This window comes from Coprothermobacter sp., assembly GCA_013824685.1.
Lineage (GTDB): Bacteria > Caldisericota > Caldisericia > Cryosericales > Cryosericaceae > Cryosericum.
Genome location: PNOG01000023.1, coordinates 1 through 16,523 on the forward strand (window position 1 = coordinate 1; position 16,523 = coordinate 16,523).

Annotated in this window: 11 protein-coding genes; 9 read left to right on the top strand and 2 right to left on the bottom strand. The window is 56.8% G+C overall.

Annotation, left to right across the window (positions count from 1 at the left end; translation table 11 throughout):
- Positions 1 to 186 precede the first annotated feature (186 nt).
- The 3 genes from C0398_07530 (at position 187) to C0398_07540 (ending at position 9,179) form a co-directional block, all read left to right on the top strand.
- Positions 187 to 1,962: a hypothetical protein gene (locus C0398_07530; GenBank protein MBA4365828.1), complete on the top strand. Its 1,776-nt coding sequence runs from the start codon at positions 187 to 189 to the stop codon at positions 1,960 to 1,962.
- A 295-nt stretch (positions 1,963 to 2,257) separates the two neighbouring features.
- On the top strand, positions 2,258 to 7,222 hold the full coding sequence (locus C0398_07535) for a hypothetical protein (GenBank protein ID MBA4365829.1): 4,965 nt from the start codon (positions 2,258 to 2,260) through the stop codon (positions 7,220 to 7,222).
- Between the two features lie 463 nt (positions 7,223 to 7,685).
- Positions 7,686 to 9,179, top strand: coding sequence for an NAD(P)/FAD-dependent oxidoreductase (locus C0398_07540; GenBank protein ID MBA4365830.1), 1,494 nt, complete (start codon positions 7,686 to 7,688; stop codon positions 9,177 to 9,179).
- 248 nt (positions 9,180 to 9,427) lie between these two features.
- Here C0398_07540 and C0398_07545 read toward each other — a convergent pair whose 3' ends face one another.
- Both C0398_07545 and C0398_07550 read right to left on the bottom strand, forming a co-directional pair.
- Complete coding sequence (locus tag C0398_07545; GenBank protein ID MBA4365831.1) at positions 9,428 to 10,123, bottom strand: cysteine hydrolase; 696 nt, start codon at positions 10,121 to 10,123, stop codon at positions 9,428 to 9,430.
- A gap of 312 nt (positions 10,124 to 10,435) precedes the next feature.
- Positions 10,436 to 11,245, bottom strand: coding sequence for a hypothetical protein (locus C0398_07550; GenBank protein ID MBA4365832.1), 810 nt, complete (start codon positions 11,243 to 11,245; stop codon positions 10,436 to 10,438).
- Positions 11,246 to 11,647: 402 nt separating this feature from the next.
- Between C0398_07550 and C0398_07555 the strand changes: the two genes are divergently transcribed.
- The 6 genes from C0398_07555 to C0398_07580 all read left to right on the top strand — a co-directional run bounded on the left by C0398_07555 (position 11,648) and on the right by C0398_07580 (position 16,499).
- Entirely contained in the window at positions 11,648 to 12,445 is a 798-nt protein-coding gene (locus C0398_07555; protein MBA4365833.1) for an XRE family transcriptional regulator, read from the top strand.
- Positions 12,438 to 12,839: a hypothetical protein gene (locus C0398_07560; GenBank protein ID MBA4365834.1), complete on the top strand. Its 402-nt coding sequence runs from the start codon at positions 12,438 to 12,440 to the stop codon at positions 12,837 to 12,839. The genes C0398_07555 and C0398_07560 overlap by 8 nt, the downstream gene beginning before the upstream one ends.
- 133 nt (positions 12,840 to 12,972) lie before the next feature.
- Positions 12,973 to 13,350, top strand: coding sequence for a hypothetical protein (locus tag C0398_07565; GenBank protein MBA4365835.1), 378 nt, complete (start codon positions 12,973 to 12,975; stop codon positions 13,348 to 13,350).
- Positions 13,351 to 13,473: 123 nt separating this feature from the next.
- The gene (locus C0398_07570; protein MBA4365836.1) at positions 13,474 to 14,523 is read left to right on the top strand and encodes a Fic family protein; all 1,050 of its coding nucleotides are present in this window, start codon (positions 13,474 to 13,476) and stop codon (positions 14,521 to 14,523) included.
- 201 nt (positions 14,524 to 14,724) lie between these two features.
- Positions 14,725 to 15,261 carry a cysteine hydrolase gene (locus tag C0398_07575; GenBank protein MBA4365837.1) on the top strand — a complete coding sequence of 179 codons (537 nt, stop codon included), beginning with the start codon at positions 14,725 to 14,727 and terminating at the stop codon, positions 15,259 to 15,261.
- Positions 15,262 to 15,410: 149 nt separating this feature from the next.
- Entirely contained in the window at positions 15,411 to 16,499 is a 1,089-nt protein-coding gene (locus C0398_07580) for a hypothetical protein (protein MBA4365838.1), read from the top strand.
- Positions 16,500 to 16,523: the final 24 nt, after the last annotated feature.

Genomic DNA, 16,523 nt, shown 5'->3' on the forward strand with positions numbered 1-16,523 from the left:
TCCCCGCCTGGGCCACCCGTGGCGAAGAGGTCGACGACCAGGACCTGGACAAGGCAGCACAAGAGTTTGCGGAGAAATTCTGATGGTTAGTCAGCGCAGAGCATCGACCATACACTGATTCATGAAGACACAAGAGGCGGCGCGCAGTTCGATCAACACGACCGAGTTTTGTTGCTGGGAGGGTCTATGGCACTGAGAGCACTGATTGAGGCGCGGGTACAGCAGTTCTTCAGAGACGACCCCGACTCCAGATTCGTGAGTGAGAACAAGAGATTTCTTGTGTACTGTACATGGACCCTGCTGAAGCCGGCTTCATTGGACTACGATCAGGTCGTGGCAGGTATCACTGACGACTCAGGCGATTGCGGGGTCGATGCAATCTACGTGTTCAGCTCGGGACAACTGTTGGAGGAAGACTCCGACCTAGACAGCATCACAGCCGATGCCCAAGTCGAGTTGAAGGTCGTACAAGTGACAACGGACAATGGGTTCAAGGAAAGCCAGATGCTGAAAACCAAAAGTGGCGTCGATGCCATCTTCAGCTATCGCGAACCTCTTGCTGGAAACGACGTGTTTCGCAGACGAGGGGAACTGGCAAGGAATGCCGTCAAACGCTGGGCTTCAGCCTCGAATGCCAACGCCTTGAGAGTAAACGTCTACTACATCTGCTTTGGAGATGCCAGCTCTGTCAATCAGAGCGTCTCGACCGTCGCGAAGAAGCTCGTTGCGTCTTTGGCAGGCAACTGCGCAGCAGATGCACGCGTGCACTACTTGGGTGCAAAGGAGGTCTTTGCACTTGGGTCACAGGACTCCTACTCTGGCGAACTGCGTTGCCGAGACGTCATTGAATACGTAGATCGGCAGAACAATCCTGGTTTGCTAGGCTGGCTTGGCATCGTCGATGTGAAGTCTCTCTTGGGTCTGCTCGCCAACGATCAGGGGCAGCTTGATCCCCGATACTTCCAATACAATGTCAGGGACTACTACGGGAATCAGAAGAAGGTGAATCGGAACATTGCTGAGACCCTGAAGTCAGAGGCGCGGCGGAACTTCTGGTGCTTGAACAACGGCGTGACGATCGTGTGCCGTCAAGGCAACAAGTTGGACAAGGATCTCACTCTGAGAGACTTCCAGGTAGTCAATGGATGCCAAACAGTAAACGTTCTAAATGAGTGCCGTGGAACACTTGAGAACGATGACTCGTGTCGCGTCGTTGTCAAAATCATCCAGACGACAGACGAGCAGGTGGAGGCAGACATAGTAGATGCCACCAACTCCCAGACTGCTGTGCTGGGTACTGCTCTACATGCGAATGAGCCTATCCAGAAGGCAATTGAGGCACACTTCTTGGGCTACCATCCGTACACTCTCTACTATGAAAGGCGAATCAACTTCTATCGCCGGAGGCTGAAGCCGGCATCTCGGATTGTACCTGTGATACGTCTGTTCCAAGTCATGTACAGCATATTCTGGAGAAGACCAGGCCAATCGCGCAACAACCCGTCCAGAACGTTTGAGGACAACTACGGAAAGGTCTTCGACGTCGACTACGACTACGACGCCTACTTGATTGCGTATCTACTGTACCTTCGCCTCTATTCCATCAATAGGGACAACATACATGCAGGTAGCGCCAGTCTCACCGAGCAGGATGTCATGGACTACGGCATGCTGCACCTTGTGCGCACGGCGTGCGCGCTCCTGCGACATAGTGACTCAGCGCTAGATCTCAAAGGCCGGAAGTCCGAGTTCCAGAAGCTGAAGGGAGACTTGTTTGCAGCTCTCGATGACAACGGGAAGATGGAGGATACGTACACGAGATCAATGACCCTTGTGGAGTCGGCCATATCGGACTACAAGATCGCTCATGTCGATGCCGTCGGCAGCAACATCCTTCGCAATGATGAGTTCGACGAGAAGTACCTGACACGAGCCATATCGAAGTGCATCAGGGGTTCTTGATTTTCGCTCTTGGAGGAGCTAGGAACCGCGATTCGCTGTATGCACGGAGGATTCACCAACGCTGCATCGAGGCTCCATCCCCACCTACTTCTCCCCGCTTGAAGCACCCGGAGCGAAGAGAATGGCGATGAGGATCCGGAGTAGCAAGCGCAAGAGTTGACGGAGAGGTTCTGAGCAAGTGACCGAGTTGTATGTGTTAGTCGAGAGACTACGCACGGAGTAGTCACGTACGCCACGGGGCATCTGTTCGGCCTTTGGCTCAAGTACAGGATATCGACCGGAGCAGGAGGGTGTCATGGATCCAAGGCTCAAAGAGAAGTTGGAGGGTGCTCGTCGAAACCTGCTCGACCTGACCATGCGGAACCGACTCCTCAACTATCGCCCAACGAAGGCTCGTTCGCTGCGTGTCCTTGGCATTGACCCGCGCGTCGCGCTCGACGTGTTGGTGAATCAGGAGAAGGCCATCGTAGTCCTTGGGCGAGTGGATCTGGAGAAGGCCTTGGGCAGCCTGTTCACCGACGACGAAGCACATACTGCCCATGGAGGCGTCGACGGCACAGAATCATCGGCTGGTGCCAGCACGTCAGGGCAGTCGCTCACGGAACGGCCGCCAGTCCCGCCGATTCCGCTGAGCCAACTCGTCATCCCCTCGGGCAACTCCTCTGCAGAGGCTTCCTATGACCTGGAGCACCTTGCGAAGCGCTTGCGGGATCTCGACACAGACGCGCAGGCAGTCGTCGAGGAGAGAGGCTACAACGTCCTGTACTTGGCACTGGGGTTTCTTGAGTGGCGCGAGGCCGACGCGGCAGATATGGTCCACAGGGCCCCCGTGGTGCTTGTCCCGGTCAGGCTCGAGGCGCTGCGGCAAGGCAGGGGATACCAGATTGTCTGGAATGGCGACGATGTCGTCGCCAACATGTCGCTCCAGGCGAAACTGCGTGAACAGTCCATCGAACTGCCGCAGCTCAATGGCCCGGAGACGGCTGCCGAGCTCGATGAGTACTATCAGTCGGTCGGACGGTCCGTCCCCGACCAGTGGCGTGTCCTCGACCTCGTCGAACTGGATTTCTTCAGCTTCGCAGGTTTCTCGCTGTACCATGACCTGGACCCGGAAGCCTGGTCGGAGACAGACCACTTCGAGAGTTCCGACCTGCTGCGCAGCCTCCTATTCAGTGAGCCAGTTCCTGGGAACGATGGACCGGGATTCGATCCGGAGATGATCGACGAGAAGCTCCATGCCGCGGACATACTTCACGTCGTAGACGCTGACCCATCACAGATTGCCGTGATTGAGGACGCCAAGGCCGGTCGCAGCCTAGTCGTGGAGGGGCCGCCGGGCACAGGTAAGTCCCAGACTATCGTCAACATCATCGCCGAGCTGCTGGGAAGTGGCAAGAAGGTGCTATTCGTAAGCCAGAAGATGGCAGCGCTTGACGTGGTCAAGCTGCGGCTTGACGGCGTGGGCTTGGGTACGGCTTGCCTTGAGCTGCACAGCGACAAGGCAACGAAGGAGCACTTCGTCGACCAGCTGCGGAAGGTGCTTGAGAACGAGGTCTGCCCGCACAAGGCGGACACCGCCGACTACGCGCGGGTCGATGAGTTACGGGCTCAGTTGGGAGCATACGCCCGCGCGTTGGGCGGTCCCGTTGGAGCAGCGAAGTCATCGCCCTTCGCCCTGTTTGGCCTGAAGGAGAGGGCAATCACGCGGCTTCGAAAGTGCCTACTGCCATTGGAGACGCAGGAGTTCGACGCCGCCGATGTATGGAAAGAGAACGAGATCAACACCCATAGGCAGGCAGTGTTTGCCCTGAGTCGCCATCTGGAGGGCGTGGGCTCTGTGGCGGAGAGCCCCTGGCGTGAGTGCGAAGTCGGGATTCTGATGCCAAATGACTTGCCGACGATAGGCCGACTCCTAGAGGCAGCGAGGCGATCCACCGAGAGAGCGAGCGAAGGTATTGCCAACTTGCTGGAACTGGGTATTCCCGCCACGAGCACGTTTGCCGAGGCGCTTGTGGCCGTCCAGCGTGCACCTGAGGCAGTGAATGCCCCTGCGGTTGAACTGGCCGTTTCCACAGGTCCGGAGTGGCACCGAGGAGCTGGTGCGTCCGACGGACTCCTGAACGCTATCCGCCATATCCAGACGATGCGATCAGATGCCGAACTCAGGTACGAGGAGGGGCTGGCGTCGGCGGAGGTGGATAGTGCCATGGCCTCATATCTGCAGCTATGCGAGACGCACAGGTACTACGAGACGCTCCCTCAGCGGATTGGTCGGATGTTCAGCCGCGAATACAGGCGCGCTCACGCAAGCGTGCTAGCGCTTCTGGCTCTCGACAAGCCCGTGGGTGACCGGCGGATGCTCGAGTTACTGGTACGACTGAGGGATTTGCTCAAGGAGCGAGAGTGGGTCGCCAGCCAAGCGGGCACGGGCACAGTGTACTTCGGCAGTGCATGGAAGGGGGAAGACAGCGATCCGGAACAGCTTGCACGCATTTCTACCTGGATGTTGCGGCTTTGGGCCGCTATTGATGAGGGCAGACTGACCACGAAAGTGCTCGCAGCAGTGGTGCGCCCTGCGGGCGAGCGCCTGGCGCAGATCCATGACATGGAGGAGAGAATGAACGAAGCGAGGTCGTCCCTCCTTGGCGTGTACGCGCGCGTCGGTTGCGACGTGAGCGCGAGACTTGTGAACGACACGCCTCCCCGCAAACTCGTTCAACTCCTGGACATGTGGATCCAAAGCACCGACATGCTTCCTTCATGGTCCGAGTATGTCGTTGCGCGGTCCGACTGCCGCAAGGCTCTTGGCGAGACGTTTGTCAAGACGGCAGAGAGCGGTCGGTTCCTTCCGGCTGAACTCGTGCCGTACTTCGACGCATGCCTGGCGGATACCCTGTTGCGGAAGGCGTTCAACGAATGCCCGGCGCTCGCTCGCTTCAGTGGTGCTTCTCATGAGGCTGCCATCGAGGAATTCGTTCGGCTGGACCGCCGAATCATTCAGCTGAATCAACATCGCCTTGCTCGGCTGATCGAAGACGGCAGGCCCGCCATCCTTGCGAATCCCATTCACGGGTCCGAGGCGGGCGTCGTGCGGGGCGAGATCAACCGCAAGCGGCGCCACCGCCCCATTCGATTGCTCATGCGAGACGCGGGCCGCTACATTCAGGCCCTCAAGCCATGCTTCCTCATGAGCCCCCTTTCCGTGGCCCAGTTCCTTGACCCGGCAACCGCCAGCTTCGACTGCATCATCTTCGATGAAGCGAGCCAGGTCAAGCCGGAGGAGGCCCTTGGGGTTCTGCTGAGGGGCAGGCAGCTCATTGTGATGGGAGACACCAGGCAGCTTCCGCCTACGTCGTTCTTTGACCGGATGGCGTCCGATGACGAAATCGACGATGAAGACATCGGAGACGTCCCGGTCCAGGATGTCGAGAGCATCCTGCATCTGTGCAAGAATGCCCTGCCCGGTCAGTGCCACAAAGAGCTGCTGTGGCACTACCGCAGCAGGCATGAGTCTCTGATTGCCGTGTCAAACCGTGAGTTCTACGACAATCACCTCCGTGTCTATCCGTCAGCTGTCGACATTGCCCCAGGGTTGGGGCTGAGTTTCGTCCATGTGCCTGAGGGGGTCTATGACCGTGGACGCAGCCGCACGAACCGCGTCGAGGCCGCGCAGGTCGCGCGAAGGGTGGTCCAGCACTATCAGGAACATCCGGAGTTGAGCCTGGGCGTCGGTACATTCAACACTGAACAGCAGCGCGCAATAGACGACGAGCTTGCGGTCCTCCGCGAGACGAACCCCCAGCTCGACCAGTTCTTCGACCGCACCAATCCGGAACACTGCTTCGTGAAGAACATCGAAACGATCCAGGGGGACGAGCGTGACATCATCTTTGTCAGCGTTGGCTACGGCTTCGATGAGAGCCACCACTTCTCCCAGAACTTTGGCCCCATCAACAAACTGGGGGGCGAGCGCAGACTTAACGTGCTCATGACCCGTGCGCGCATAGAGTGCGTGGTCTTCGCCAATTTCCAGGCCGAGATGATCCCTGCGGATGGGAAAGGGAGGGGACTCTCGGCGCTGAGGGCATTCCTACAATACGCTGCGACGAGGACGTTTCCCATCACGACCGGTACTCTGGAGGACGCAGAGTCCCCCTTCGAGATTGCCGTCGGGGAGTTGCTCCAAGACGCCGGGTTCACGATCAGGAAGCAGGTGGGGTGTGCTCACTTCAGAGTCGACATCGGGGTCGTCGACCCGGTTCGGCCCGGCAGGTATCTCTGTGGGGTCGAGTGCGACGGAGCCACGTACCACTCCGCACGCGTCGCACGCGACCGCGACCGTCTGCGTCAGCAGATTCTCGAAGGGCTGGGCTGGCGCATCGTCAGAGTCTGGTCGACCGACTGGTTCCGTGACCGCGCCCGCGTTCGTGCGCGTCTCCTGGACGAGGTCCGCCGTCTCGCAGAGCATGACGACGGAGACAGGGGGGTCTCGCCAGCGGGGTCTTCCGGTGACCCCCGTTCAGGTCAGGGTGGCTCGGTTTGGGGGAGTCCGCCACCAGGTCAGGCTGGGGGCCAGACTGTTGCGACGCGACCGAGGGAGGTAGAGTACGCTGCCGGTCAACCGTACGCGATGTGCACGTCGACGCGTGGCGTCTTCACTACGATCGACCTGAGAGAGGCATCAATTGTTGCAGTCGCGTCGGTAGTCGTCGAGGTAGTGCTGACGGAGGGGCCGATCCACGAGGCTGAGGTCGTGAAGCGTGTGCGTAGTCTGTGGGGATTCCAGCGAGCAGGCCCACGAATCCAGGACAAGGTGTATCGGGCAATCAACTATGCCTGCTCGTGGGACAAGGCCAGGAACGCCATGGCCAAGCCTCAGGTCACATATGGCGGGCTGCTGGACGCGTTTCTTGATGCACCGATCATGCAGAAAGGCGAGTTCCTGTGGCCCGCATCCATGAGCACAGTAGCCCCGCGTTGGCGCGACGATGCCTCCCTGGCCAGTATTGAGCTGATCTGCGACGAGGAGATCCTGGCCGCAATCACCCTGATTCTCGAATCCGACCGTTCTGCTCCCACGGATGGACTTGTCATCGGCTGCGCCCGGATCCTTGGCATACAGGCTGTCCATGACCAGACACGAGAGCGGATCGAAGGGGTCATCCGTGCGGCGGTGCGCCAGAAAGTGCTGTACACTCTGGCAAACGGGAACATAGGATCGAAACCACCAGAGTCTCCGTCGTTCAAGGCTGACGGCTGACTCGGTCCTCTCGTCCGCTAGCCGAATTGAATCTCTGGACTCAAGTTCTGGGGGGATGTGCCCTGAACGCCATGTGCCCTCCCTGAGTCCAGCCAGCGCTACCGTGTCAACGACTGTAACACAAAACGCAGCAAGAGACAGCGCCTCGTGCGCTTGCAGAGACTGGTTCGCGACAGCGACATCCTCGCACACATGCACGGACCGGCGGACACATCGCCTGTGAACGGTCGTACTACTGTCGGTATGTTTTACACCACATTGACACAATACATTACACATCCATAGTACTCAAGTAGGAGCAGAGAGCGGGACTCACGATGAATAGTGCCGGTGATTTCGACGATCTCCTCGGCAGACGAATCCGGTCGATGCGGGAACAGCCAGGATACAGCCAGCAACAGCTCGCAGAACTGCCAGGAGTATGCGTATCTATTCAAATGAATTTGTGTAAAAGGAGGAGGCGATGAAGAAGTCAATAGTCATCATTGGGGGAGGCCTTACCGGTCTTTCCGCCGGCTGCTACGGCCGTATGAACGGCTATGAAACGTCCATCTTCGAGATGCACAGCATCACCGGCGGGGTCGCCACCGCCTGGAAGCGCAACGGGTACACTATCGACGGCGCGATGAACTGGCTGATGGGGACTAAACCCGGGTCCGGTAACTATCAAGTCTGGGAGGAGCTGGGGGTAGCACAGAACTGGAAGATCTATAACCACGACCTGAACGCCGTAATCGAAAATAGGGAGGGTAAAGCTTTTTCCGTCTATTGCGATGCCGAACGCTTCGAGCAGTATCTGCTGGAGTTGGCTCCGGAAGATGAAGGCGTTATCAGGGAACTCACTAAAGTACAGCGGTCTGCAAATCTCGACTTTCCGGTGGGTAAACCGCCCGAATTGAACAACTTCTTCGATAACATAGCCATGATGAAGATGCTCCCTCTGGGGAACATGATGCGCAAATGGAGTAAGGTGAACACCAGGGAGTATGCCCAACGCTTTAGAAACCCATATCTGCGCGAGGTCTTTGTGCTTGCCTTCGGTGGCGATATTCCTCTGATAATGTCGTTGATGGCGCTTGCCATGCAGCACCGGAAATTGGCCGGCTATGTCATCGGCGGGGCGCTGGCTCTGGTCGAGCCGATCGAACGGCGCTACAAGGCGCTGGGTGGGGAACTGCACGTACATGCCAGAGTCGAAAAGATACTGGTCGAAAGTGACAAGGCCGTAGGTGTAAAGCTGGCCGACGGGACGGAACACCGGGCTGACTGGGTTATCTCCACAGCCGACGGCCGAACCACGATATTCGACATGCTCGAAGGCAAATATACTGACGATGAGATAAGAAACAGGTATGAGCACCCTGATCTTTTCAAGCCGCTGGTATACGTGGCGCTGGGGGTAAACCGTACCTTCGATGACGTTCCCCCCTCCATCGCCGGAACAAGTTATCCGCTCGATAAACCGATAGTTGTTGCCGGGAAGGAAGAAAAGTACCTGAATGTACGCGTCTATAACTTCGATCCTACCCTCTCGCCTCCCGGTAAGAACATCGCCGTGGTCGGGTTCGAGACCGATTACGATTACTGGAAGAATTTGCGGGAGGACCCGGAACGCTACAAAGCAGAGAAGGAAAGGATTGCCGGTGACGTTATCGCCGGGCTGGAACAGCGTTTCCCGGGCATCACAGCGCAGGTGGAAATGCGTGATGTCGCTACTCCCATAACCTGGGAACGGTATACCGGCAACTGGCGGGGCGCTTACCAAGGATGGGTGTTCAGTGCCGAATCATTCACTTCATCAATGCGTAAAACCCTTCCTGGGCTGGACAACTTTTACATGGCGGGTCAGTGGGTGAACCCGGGCGGCGGCATGCCTACGGCGGCTATATCCGGCAACCACACGATACAGCTTATCTGCAAAAGGGATAAGAAGCCCTTTATCACAACGAAGCCGTAGTATTGTTGTTACCCTCCATAAGGGTAGATGCTAGAAGAGAGTGGTCGATGAGACAAGGTTGGAGCTGCTTTCGTCAGAGATTCATTACTACCTTCTTGTCTTCAATTCGCACAGGGCATTAGACACCCGCCTATTAGCGGTACATATGAGGGTTTGAAGAATCGATTAACAATCCGAGCACTCACGACCCCACTGCTCACTACAAAGCCAACATCTAGGTACTGCGTCACCGTACTGCGTCACGCTCGCTATTGGGTCGCCAGATCCTGGAGCACTTCGTCAGTTGAGACCACCTTGCAGTAGATCTGGTTCAGCATCCTGGTCTCCCAGATCTGAAGGTCGGCGTTGATGGCCGACGTGGCGTCCTCCACCAGGAAGACGGTATAGCCCCAGTCCGACAAGTCGCGCACGGTGCTGGAGACGCACTGATCGGTGAACAAGCCGCAGACTACCACGTGCTCGATGCCCATCCATCTCAGGATGTGGCCGTACTGGGTACCCATCACAGTGCTGTCCGTGGTCTTGCAGACGACGACCTCGCCATCCCTGGGCTTCAGCTCATCGACAACCTCCTGCTCCCTCGAGCCGATCTTGAGCAGCGTGTAGTTCCAGCCCGGTCTGGCCTGAGTAGGTGAACGGTCACGACCGTCCTCACGCTGATTGCCGAGTGTCGCGAACGTCACGACCATCTGCTGGTCACGGAAGAACGTGAGTAGTCGCCTGGCGTTTGGGATGACTGTCCCGCTCAGTCGGTCGTACAGGTAGATGTTGCCTGAATCCCTGAGCTCGACCGACAGGTCCTGGTCGTGCTTCTGGACGTCGATGATGAGCAGTGCAGTCTTGTCCTTCAGCGGTTTGAACTTCTCCCAGTAGTCACCGTCGGAATGCACGTCGAAGTTGGGGTTTGGGAACTTCCTGAATGTCGGAGTCTTTGTGTCTTCCATCTTTTCCCCCCATACTGAGCACTAGATTTGTCACATGATCGCTTTTGCAGATCTCTACTGCATCGATCTCACAGATATCTACTATATCGCTTGCCATCCTTTTTGCTCGGATCGCTATTATCGCCGGCAATAATATGGAGCGCAAATCGACGTCCTATTATTGGATATGGGCACTTCTCGATAATAGCGAGCGGTTCGCTCTCAAACACGGGGCCACAATAGGGGGCAGGGCAGCGTTCAAATTGTCCGGTAAGACAAGAGTTCTTGTCGAGGGGTTTGGGGAGACGGCAACATGTGGTCCCCCCTTCAACGTCACTTTCGCGTGAAGTGACTCGTGACTCTACTCCAAAGGTTCCTGGTCATTCTGAAGGAATGGAAATAATCGATGGTGAGAAGTATGAGAGAAAAGAACCATACAAAGAAAAATGGGGTCGAAAGAACGGGAGGGATTACCACGATGAGAGGAAGGTAGATCAGGGTTACAAGGTGTACGACTGCAAGTGGCAGGCCAACGACATACATGAATAGCATCGCTAGGAATGGAAACTCTCCAGGCATTGGTAGTGAGAAGGGATTCAGCCGACGCAAAACAACTCCCCAGAAATATTCTCCAAAAAGGCGAAGCTGTTCAACTGGAGAGAAGGAATTGGGTTCGCTCTGGAATCTTGAGATGAATTCCCTCACATACGGTTCTATGACTTTTCTTCCTTGGCACCATTCAACTGCGGTGCCCGTGTCGTCGGCGATTCCCAGGTATAGAACCAGGTTGTAGCTGTTGTCTTCCCCGGATTCCCTCACCGCGCAGGTGGTGAGAGGAATTGTAGACGGATACGGGCAGAAGAATCCGTCTACGTGGACTTCAGGATGTGCATCATCAGATATCTCAAAACCGAGATACGCACTGTAAACACGAAAGCGAGACGAAGGCAAGGGGGCGATTTGTATCGACATATGTCTCTTTTCTCCCCCTGCTTCATCAATGGTCGTCTCGCTAACCGTCCGAAGTACAGCAAGTCCTCTCGTAGCTCTGAACTTGAGAAGATAGTAGACAAGTGGGGAGGACAGCAAGCTCAGAATGAGCAACACCAAGGCTAGCCTCTTTGCGAATCTTGATCCAGGCATGCTACACCTCCTCTCTGAAGTATGGCCGGGACTCCAGGGAGTGGGTGATGGTGACGTTGGGGAAGGCGGCGTGGCGATTCTGCTGCGCGACGGCCTCCGAGTACCTTTCGACCGATGCCCTGAACATCATGTCCCCTCCCTGAACCTTGCTGGTGTTTCCGTGTGAAGTATTGTAGCCCCAAATGCAACAAGATGGACTCCCGCCTGCGCGGGCATGACAACTTTAGCCGCGTCTTGTCGTTCCCGCGGAGGCGGAAACTCTTGTCCATGAGACGCCGACAGCATTCCAGAGACAATGAACGCGGCGAACGATCATAACACTGTCAGTATATGTTACATCATATTGACACAATACATTACATCTCCATAATGCAAAGGGAAGGGCTGAGAGGAGGATTGACCATGGACAACGCCAGCGATTTCGACGGGCTCCTCAGTAAACGAATCCGGTCGATACGGGAACAGCTGGGATACAGCCAGCAACGGCTTGCAGAACTACTAGGTATCTCAAGAGTGACGGTGTCGCAGATGGAAGCCGGGAAGCGAAAGCTTTCGGCAAGTGATCTCAAGAGACTGTCGGATATTCTGGAGACTCCTGCAGATTATCTGCTGAACCCAGACAAGGAGCCAGAGGTGGTTATCCAGGGAGTGAGGGAGAATGAGGAACCCGTTCAGTCGATGCGTGTAAGTGTTCCACAGGAGAAGGTGGAGAAGTTCAAGGAAGTCCTGCTCTACATCCTGAATAGGGTTGGTGCTAAACCCAACGTTGGTCGGACCGTTGTCTACAAGCTTCTGTACTTCATGGATTTCGACTACTACGAGCAGTATGAGGAACAACTCATCGGGGCTCGGTATCAGAAGAACCAGTACGGCCCGACACCGATGGAGTTCACCAAGATCGTACAGAGGATGGAGCAGGACGGAGACCTGACAGAGGTCAAGAACAAGTACTTTGAGCGATTCCAGACCAAGTACTTGGCCCGCAGAGCGCCAGACCTTTCTGTCCTGTCGGGACGAGAGCTTCAAGTCATCGAGGATGTTCTGTCCCGTCTGTCCGACAGGAATGGCAAGGAGATCAGCGAGTACTCCCATGGCGATGTTCCGTGGCTTGCCACAAAAGATGGTCAAGTCATAGACTACGAGCTGGTGTTCTATCGCACCCCGCCGTATTCCCGGCGGCAGTACACTGAAGATGTTTAGGGCTACACCATACACGCCAGAATTCGAAGGCGACCTGAAGCATCTCAAGAAACGCTATCCGAGCCTTGATGAAGACCTTACGGTCCTCGCCAAGGCTCTGTACGTCTGGCTGCGTGTTTTAGGCAAGGCCGGTCAGTCATATGATGACGGCTACGTCATCATGAGTAACTACGGGACCAATGGCTGTCACCTCTACAAGGTCAAGCACATGGCGTGCGCTGCAATCCCTGGCAAAGGCAGTCGAACCGGATTGCGTGTCATTTGCGCCTACTGGCCTGCCAGTGACACGCCCGACTTCATGAGGTTCCTCAGGTGGGCTCAGTCACTGATCGGGGAACAACTGCCGTATTGGAAGAATCTATGTGCGGAGATCGTGTCTGGTACAGTGAACTAGCTAGCTGACGCGGAGTAATTGCCCGGGTGACCCCGGACCTAATCCCTGGTGCTGCCACTAGGTCAAAAGGGATTAGGAAAGGATTAGGTGAGAGGCAATGACAGACGAAGAACGTGCACGTCGAACAGCCTACATGAGAGCGTATCGACAAACTGAGACTGGAAAAGCGGCCGTTGCTAGGGCCAAGAAAACATTTAAAGAAGAGCATCGCACAGAGATAGCAGCAAAAAGCGCGCTAGTCTCTTACAATTACAGCTTAAAGCGTTACGGAATAACACGAGCGCAGTATGACGCTGTGTTCGCGCTGCAGGGCGGGAAATGTGCCGTTTGCGGAACTAGTGCTGTGGGTGGGGTACGGGGGCGTTCCAAAATGCTATGTGTCGATCATGACCACAAAACGGGCAAGATTCGTGGCCTCTTGTGTAGATCGTGCAACATCGCCGCAGGTTCTCTCAAAGATGACCCTGACAGGGCGTTGCTTCTTGCCGAATACCTGAAACGTACCACATAACGCTAGAGGTGGAACACCAAAAGTCCTGCGCGGGAGTGACGGATAAGCCCCCTGCGCAAGCATGACGAATCAGCAAGCTGGCACCAGTCCACCGCTTGACTATACTGGACAAAGGAGGCTGCTATGTTTGAACCAAGATTCTCGATCAACAATGCAATTGTTGCAGGTCTGACACGCATCGAGCGGTCCGTTGGTTTTATGTCGGCTGCACGGCTCTCGGACGACTGGATCCGCGACATGCAGGCAAACGCCTTGACTCTGGAAGCACACCATACGACGCATATTGAGGGCACACAGCTGACGCTTGAGCAGGCCACGCAGCTGCTGGCTGGGCAGACGATACCAGAGGCCAATCCGAACGATGTGCGCGAATTGCTCAACTACCGTACCGCATTTGAGTTGGTTGCTGGATATATCGGCAGCGTCGAGCCTATGAGCGAGGTGTTGATCCGCGAGATCCACAAACGGTTGGTCACCGACGTGCGGGGAGACTCGGCAACACCTGGCCAGTATCGACTTGGTCAGAACCTGATCGTCGATTCGGTGACCAGGGAAACGGTGTACACTCCTCCGCCTGCTGATGAAGTCCAACCGTTGATGGCCGATCTCGTGGAATGGCTCAACGCAGACACAGGCGTCAACACGGTCCTGGTGAGTGGCATAGCACAATTCCAGCTGGTGCACATCCACCCCTTCATCGATGGCAATGGCCGCACGGCTCGGTTGCTGGCCATGCTAGTAATGTATCGTGGCAACTACGACTTCAAGCGCCTGTCCACCATCAGCGAATTCTATGACCGGGATCGCTCGGCATACTATGCAGCCCTGCAACGTGTGCGTGAACACGACATGGATATGACCGGCTGGCTCGAATATTACGTGGGCGGTCTGGCCACACAGATGCAGGAAGTACAGAGCAAGAGCGAACAAGTCATCAAGACCGGCGTCCTGCAGATCAAAGCAGGAGCTGTGGGGTTCTCGGGGACCGCTCTGAGCGTGTTTTCGGCCATCCTCAGGGATGGCATCAACACGCCATCGGCCCTCACAGTCAAGCTTCATATCAGTCACAGCACCCTGCAACGACATCTGAGAAGCCTCATTGGGGCTGGTCTTATACGAGCCGTGCAGTCGGGCACTCACGACCCCACTGCTCACTACGAAGCCAACATATAGGCGCTGCGTCACCTTACTGCGTCAAGGCATCCGAGGGGAACAACGAGTAGCCCAACAGGCAAGACTCGGGAAGGCCAGGGCGCATGAGAATCACCCTCTATGAATGACCATCTGGACATGCGGGCGTTGCCTGAGACTGCGGTCGCGATGACGCGATGTGCAAAAAACGGGAGCTGACCCGCTGGCAAGGGGGAGTCCGCGATGGAACAACTGAAGCAGGTGGCATTACTGGTCATTGACGTACAACAGGAGCTGTTCGAGAAGTCGACGCCCATCTACCAGGCAGATCAGCTCCTGAGCAACATCAACCTGCTGGTCGACCGCGCACATGCAGCGGGTGTTCCTGTCTTCTTCGTCCAGCACTCCGGTTGGAAGACCCTGGTGGAGGGCAGCGATGGGTGGCGACTGCATCCAGCGCTGCAACCGCTGACCACGGACCACTCCGTCCAGAAACATCACAGCAACGCGTTTCAGGAAACAACACTCAAGGGTGAGCTGGATGCCTTGCACGTGTGCCGCGTCGTGGTGGCGGGCCTTTTGACCCACAACTGTATCCAAGTCACCTGCAATGGTGCGCATGAGCTGGGGTATGACGTCGTGCTGGTGAAGGACGCCCACAGCAACTACAGTGTGAAAGCTCATGACGACATCGACGAGTGGAACGAAAAGTTGAGCCACGGCATCGTCCAGCTGCAGGCTACTGCCGAGGTCGACTTTGGGGTGCCCGGCACGAAGTGACCAACACAGCGTAAGCAACAAGCTGGACTCCCGCCTTCGCGGGAGTGACGGATCAGCAGAGCGAGGCGTTGACGAGGAACCTGCATCTGGTGTATTCTGAAGTGGACAACCGCGGCACATCCCCGGGAACACCACGCAAGGAGGTAGTCATGCCAAAACCGATCAACAGACAGCAACTGCTGGATGAGGCTCAGAAGGAGTACGAGGCACTAGGGAAGCAGGTGGCCTCATTCACACCGGAGGAGATGGTCCGGCCGGGGGTCATCGGCGTCTGGTCCATTAAGGATATCCTGGCCCACTTGCTGGAATGGCAGAGGATGTATATGGGCTGGTACGAGGCAGGGCTGCGCGGACAGAAACCGGCCACACCGGCGAAGGGGTACAACTGGAGCGAGCTGCCTGCACTGAACCAGGACATCTACGAGCGGTACAAGGATGCCAAGCTGGAAGCTGTCAGGAACCAGCTGGAGGCATCGCACAAGCACATGCTGGACGTGGCTGGGTTGCTGTCCGAGGAGGAGCTGTTCACGTCAGGGCGATACAAGTGGACCGGCATCAGCACGCTGGCTGCCTATGTCAACTCATGCAGCGGCGCTCACTACCGCTGGGCACGGACCGGCATCCGCAGGGGAACCAAGCAGTGGTCCGGCACGACACCCGCTGAGAAAGCAGCAGATAGTCCGCCTGCGGTCGTGAACACACGCGTGATGGGGGGCAAGCCTGCGCTGTTGATCATCGACGTACAACGGGAGCTGTTCGCCAAGACCCTCCCAATCTACGACGAGGACAGACTGCTGGCGAACATCCATCTGCTGGCGGACAAGGCTCATGCGGCCAAGGTTCCAGTGTTCTGGATCCAGCATTCCAGTGAGAAGACGCTGGTGGAGGGGACAGACGGTTGGAAGCTGCATCCGGCGTTCATCCCGCTGAAGTCGGACAACTTCATCCGCAAGCGCCACGGTAACGCCTTCGAGGACACGCCGCTCAAAGCGGAGCTGGATGCCTTGCACGTGCGCCGGGTCGTCGTGGCGGGACTTGTGACCCACGGATGTGTCCAGGCCACGTGCAACGGCGGGCACGACCTGGGGTATGACGTCGTGCTGGTGAAGGACGCCCACAGCAACTACAACGTAAAGGCGCGTGATGTCATCAACGAGTGGAACACAACCCTGAGCCACGGCGGCGTCCGGCTACAGTCTGCAGTCGAGGTGGACTTTGAAGCGCCCCGCGCCAGGTGACGATGACCTAAACCGCAAAACCAG

Bases quoted from the DNA above. Each gene is read 5' to 3' on its own strand.
- C0398_07530 (MBA4365828.1), top strand. From the start codon at position 187: ATGGCACTGAGAGCACTGATTGAGGCGCGGGTACAGCAGTTCTTCAGA.
- C0398_07535 (MBA4365829.1), top strand. From the start codon at position 2,258: ATGGATCCAAGGCTCAAAGAGAAGTTGGAGGGTGCTCGTCGAAACCTG.
- C0398_07540 (MBA4365830.1), top strand. From the start codon at position 7,686: ATGAAGAAGTCAATAGTCATCATTGGGGGAGGCCTTACCGGTCTTTCC.
- C0398_07545 (MBA4365831.1), bottom strand. From the start codon at position 10,123: ATGGAAGACACAAAGACTCCGACATTCAGGAAGTTCCCAAACCCCAAC.
- C0398_07550 (MBA4365832.1), bottom strand. From the start codon at position 11,245: ATGCCTGGATCAAGATTCGCAAAGAGGCTAGCCTTGGTGTTGCTCATT.
- C0398_07555 (MBA4365833.1), top strand. From the start codon at position 11,648: ATGGACAACGCCAGCGATTTCGACGGGCTCCTCAGTAAACGAATCCGG.
- C0398_07560 (MBA4365834.1), top strand. From the start codon at position 12,438: ATGTTTAGGGCTACACCATACACGCCAGAATTCGAAGGCGACCTGAAG.
- C0398_07565 (MBA4365835.1), top strand. From the start codon at position 12,973: ATGAGAGCGTATCGACAAACTGAGACTGGAAAAGCGGCCGTTGCTAGG.
- C0398_07570 (MBA4365836.1), top strand. From the start codon at position 13,474: ATGTTTGAACCAAGATTCTCGATCAACAATGCAATTGTTGCAGGTCTG.
- C0398_07575 (MBA4365837.1), top strand. From the start codon at position 14,725: ATGGAACAACTGAAGCAGGTGGCATTACTGGTCATTGACGTACAACAG.
- C0398_07580 (MBA4365838.1), top strand. From the start codon at position 15,411: ATGCCAAAACCGATCAACAGACAGCAACTGCTGGATGAGGCTCAGAAG.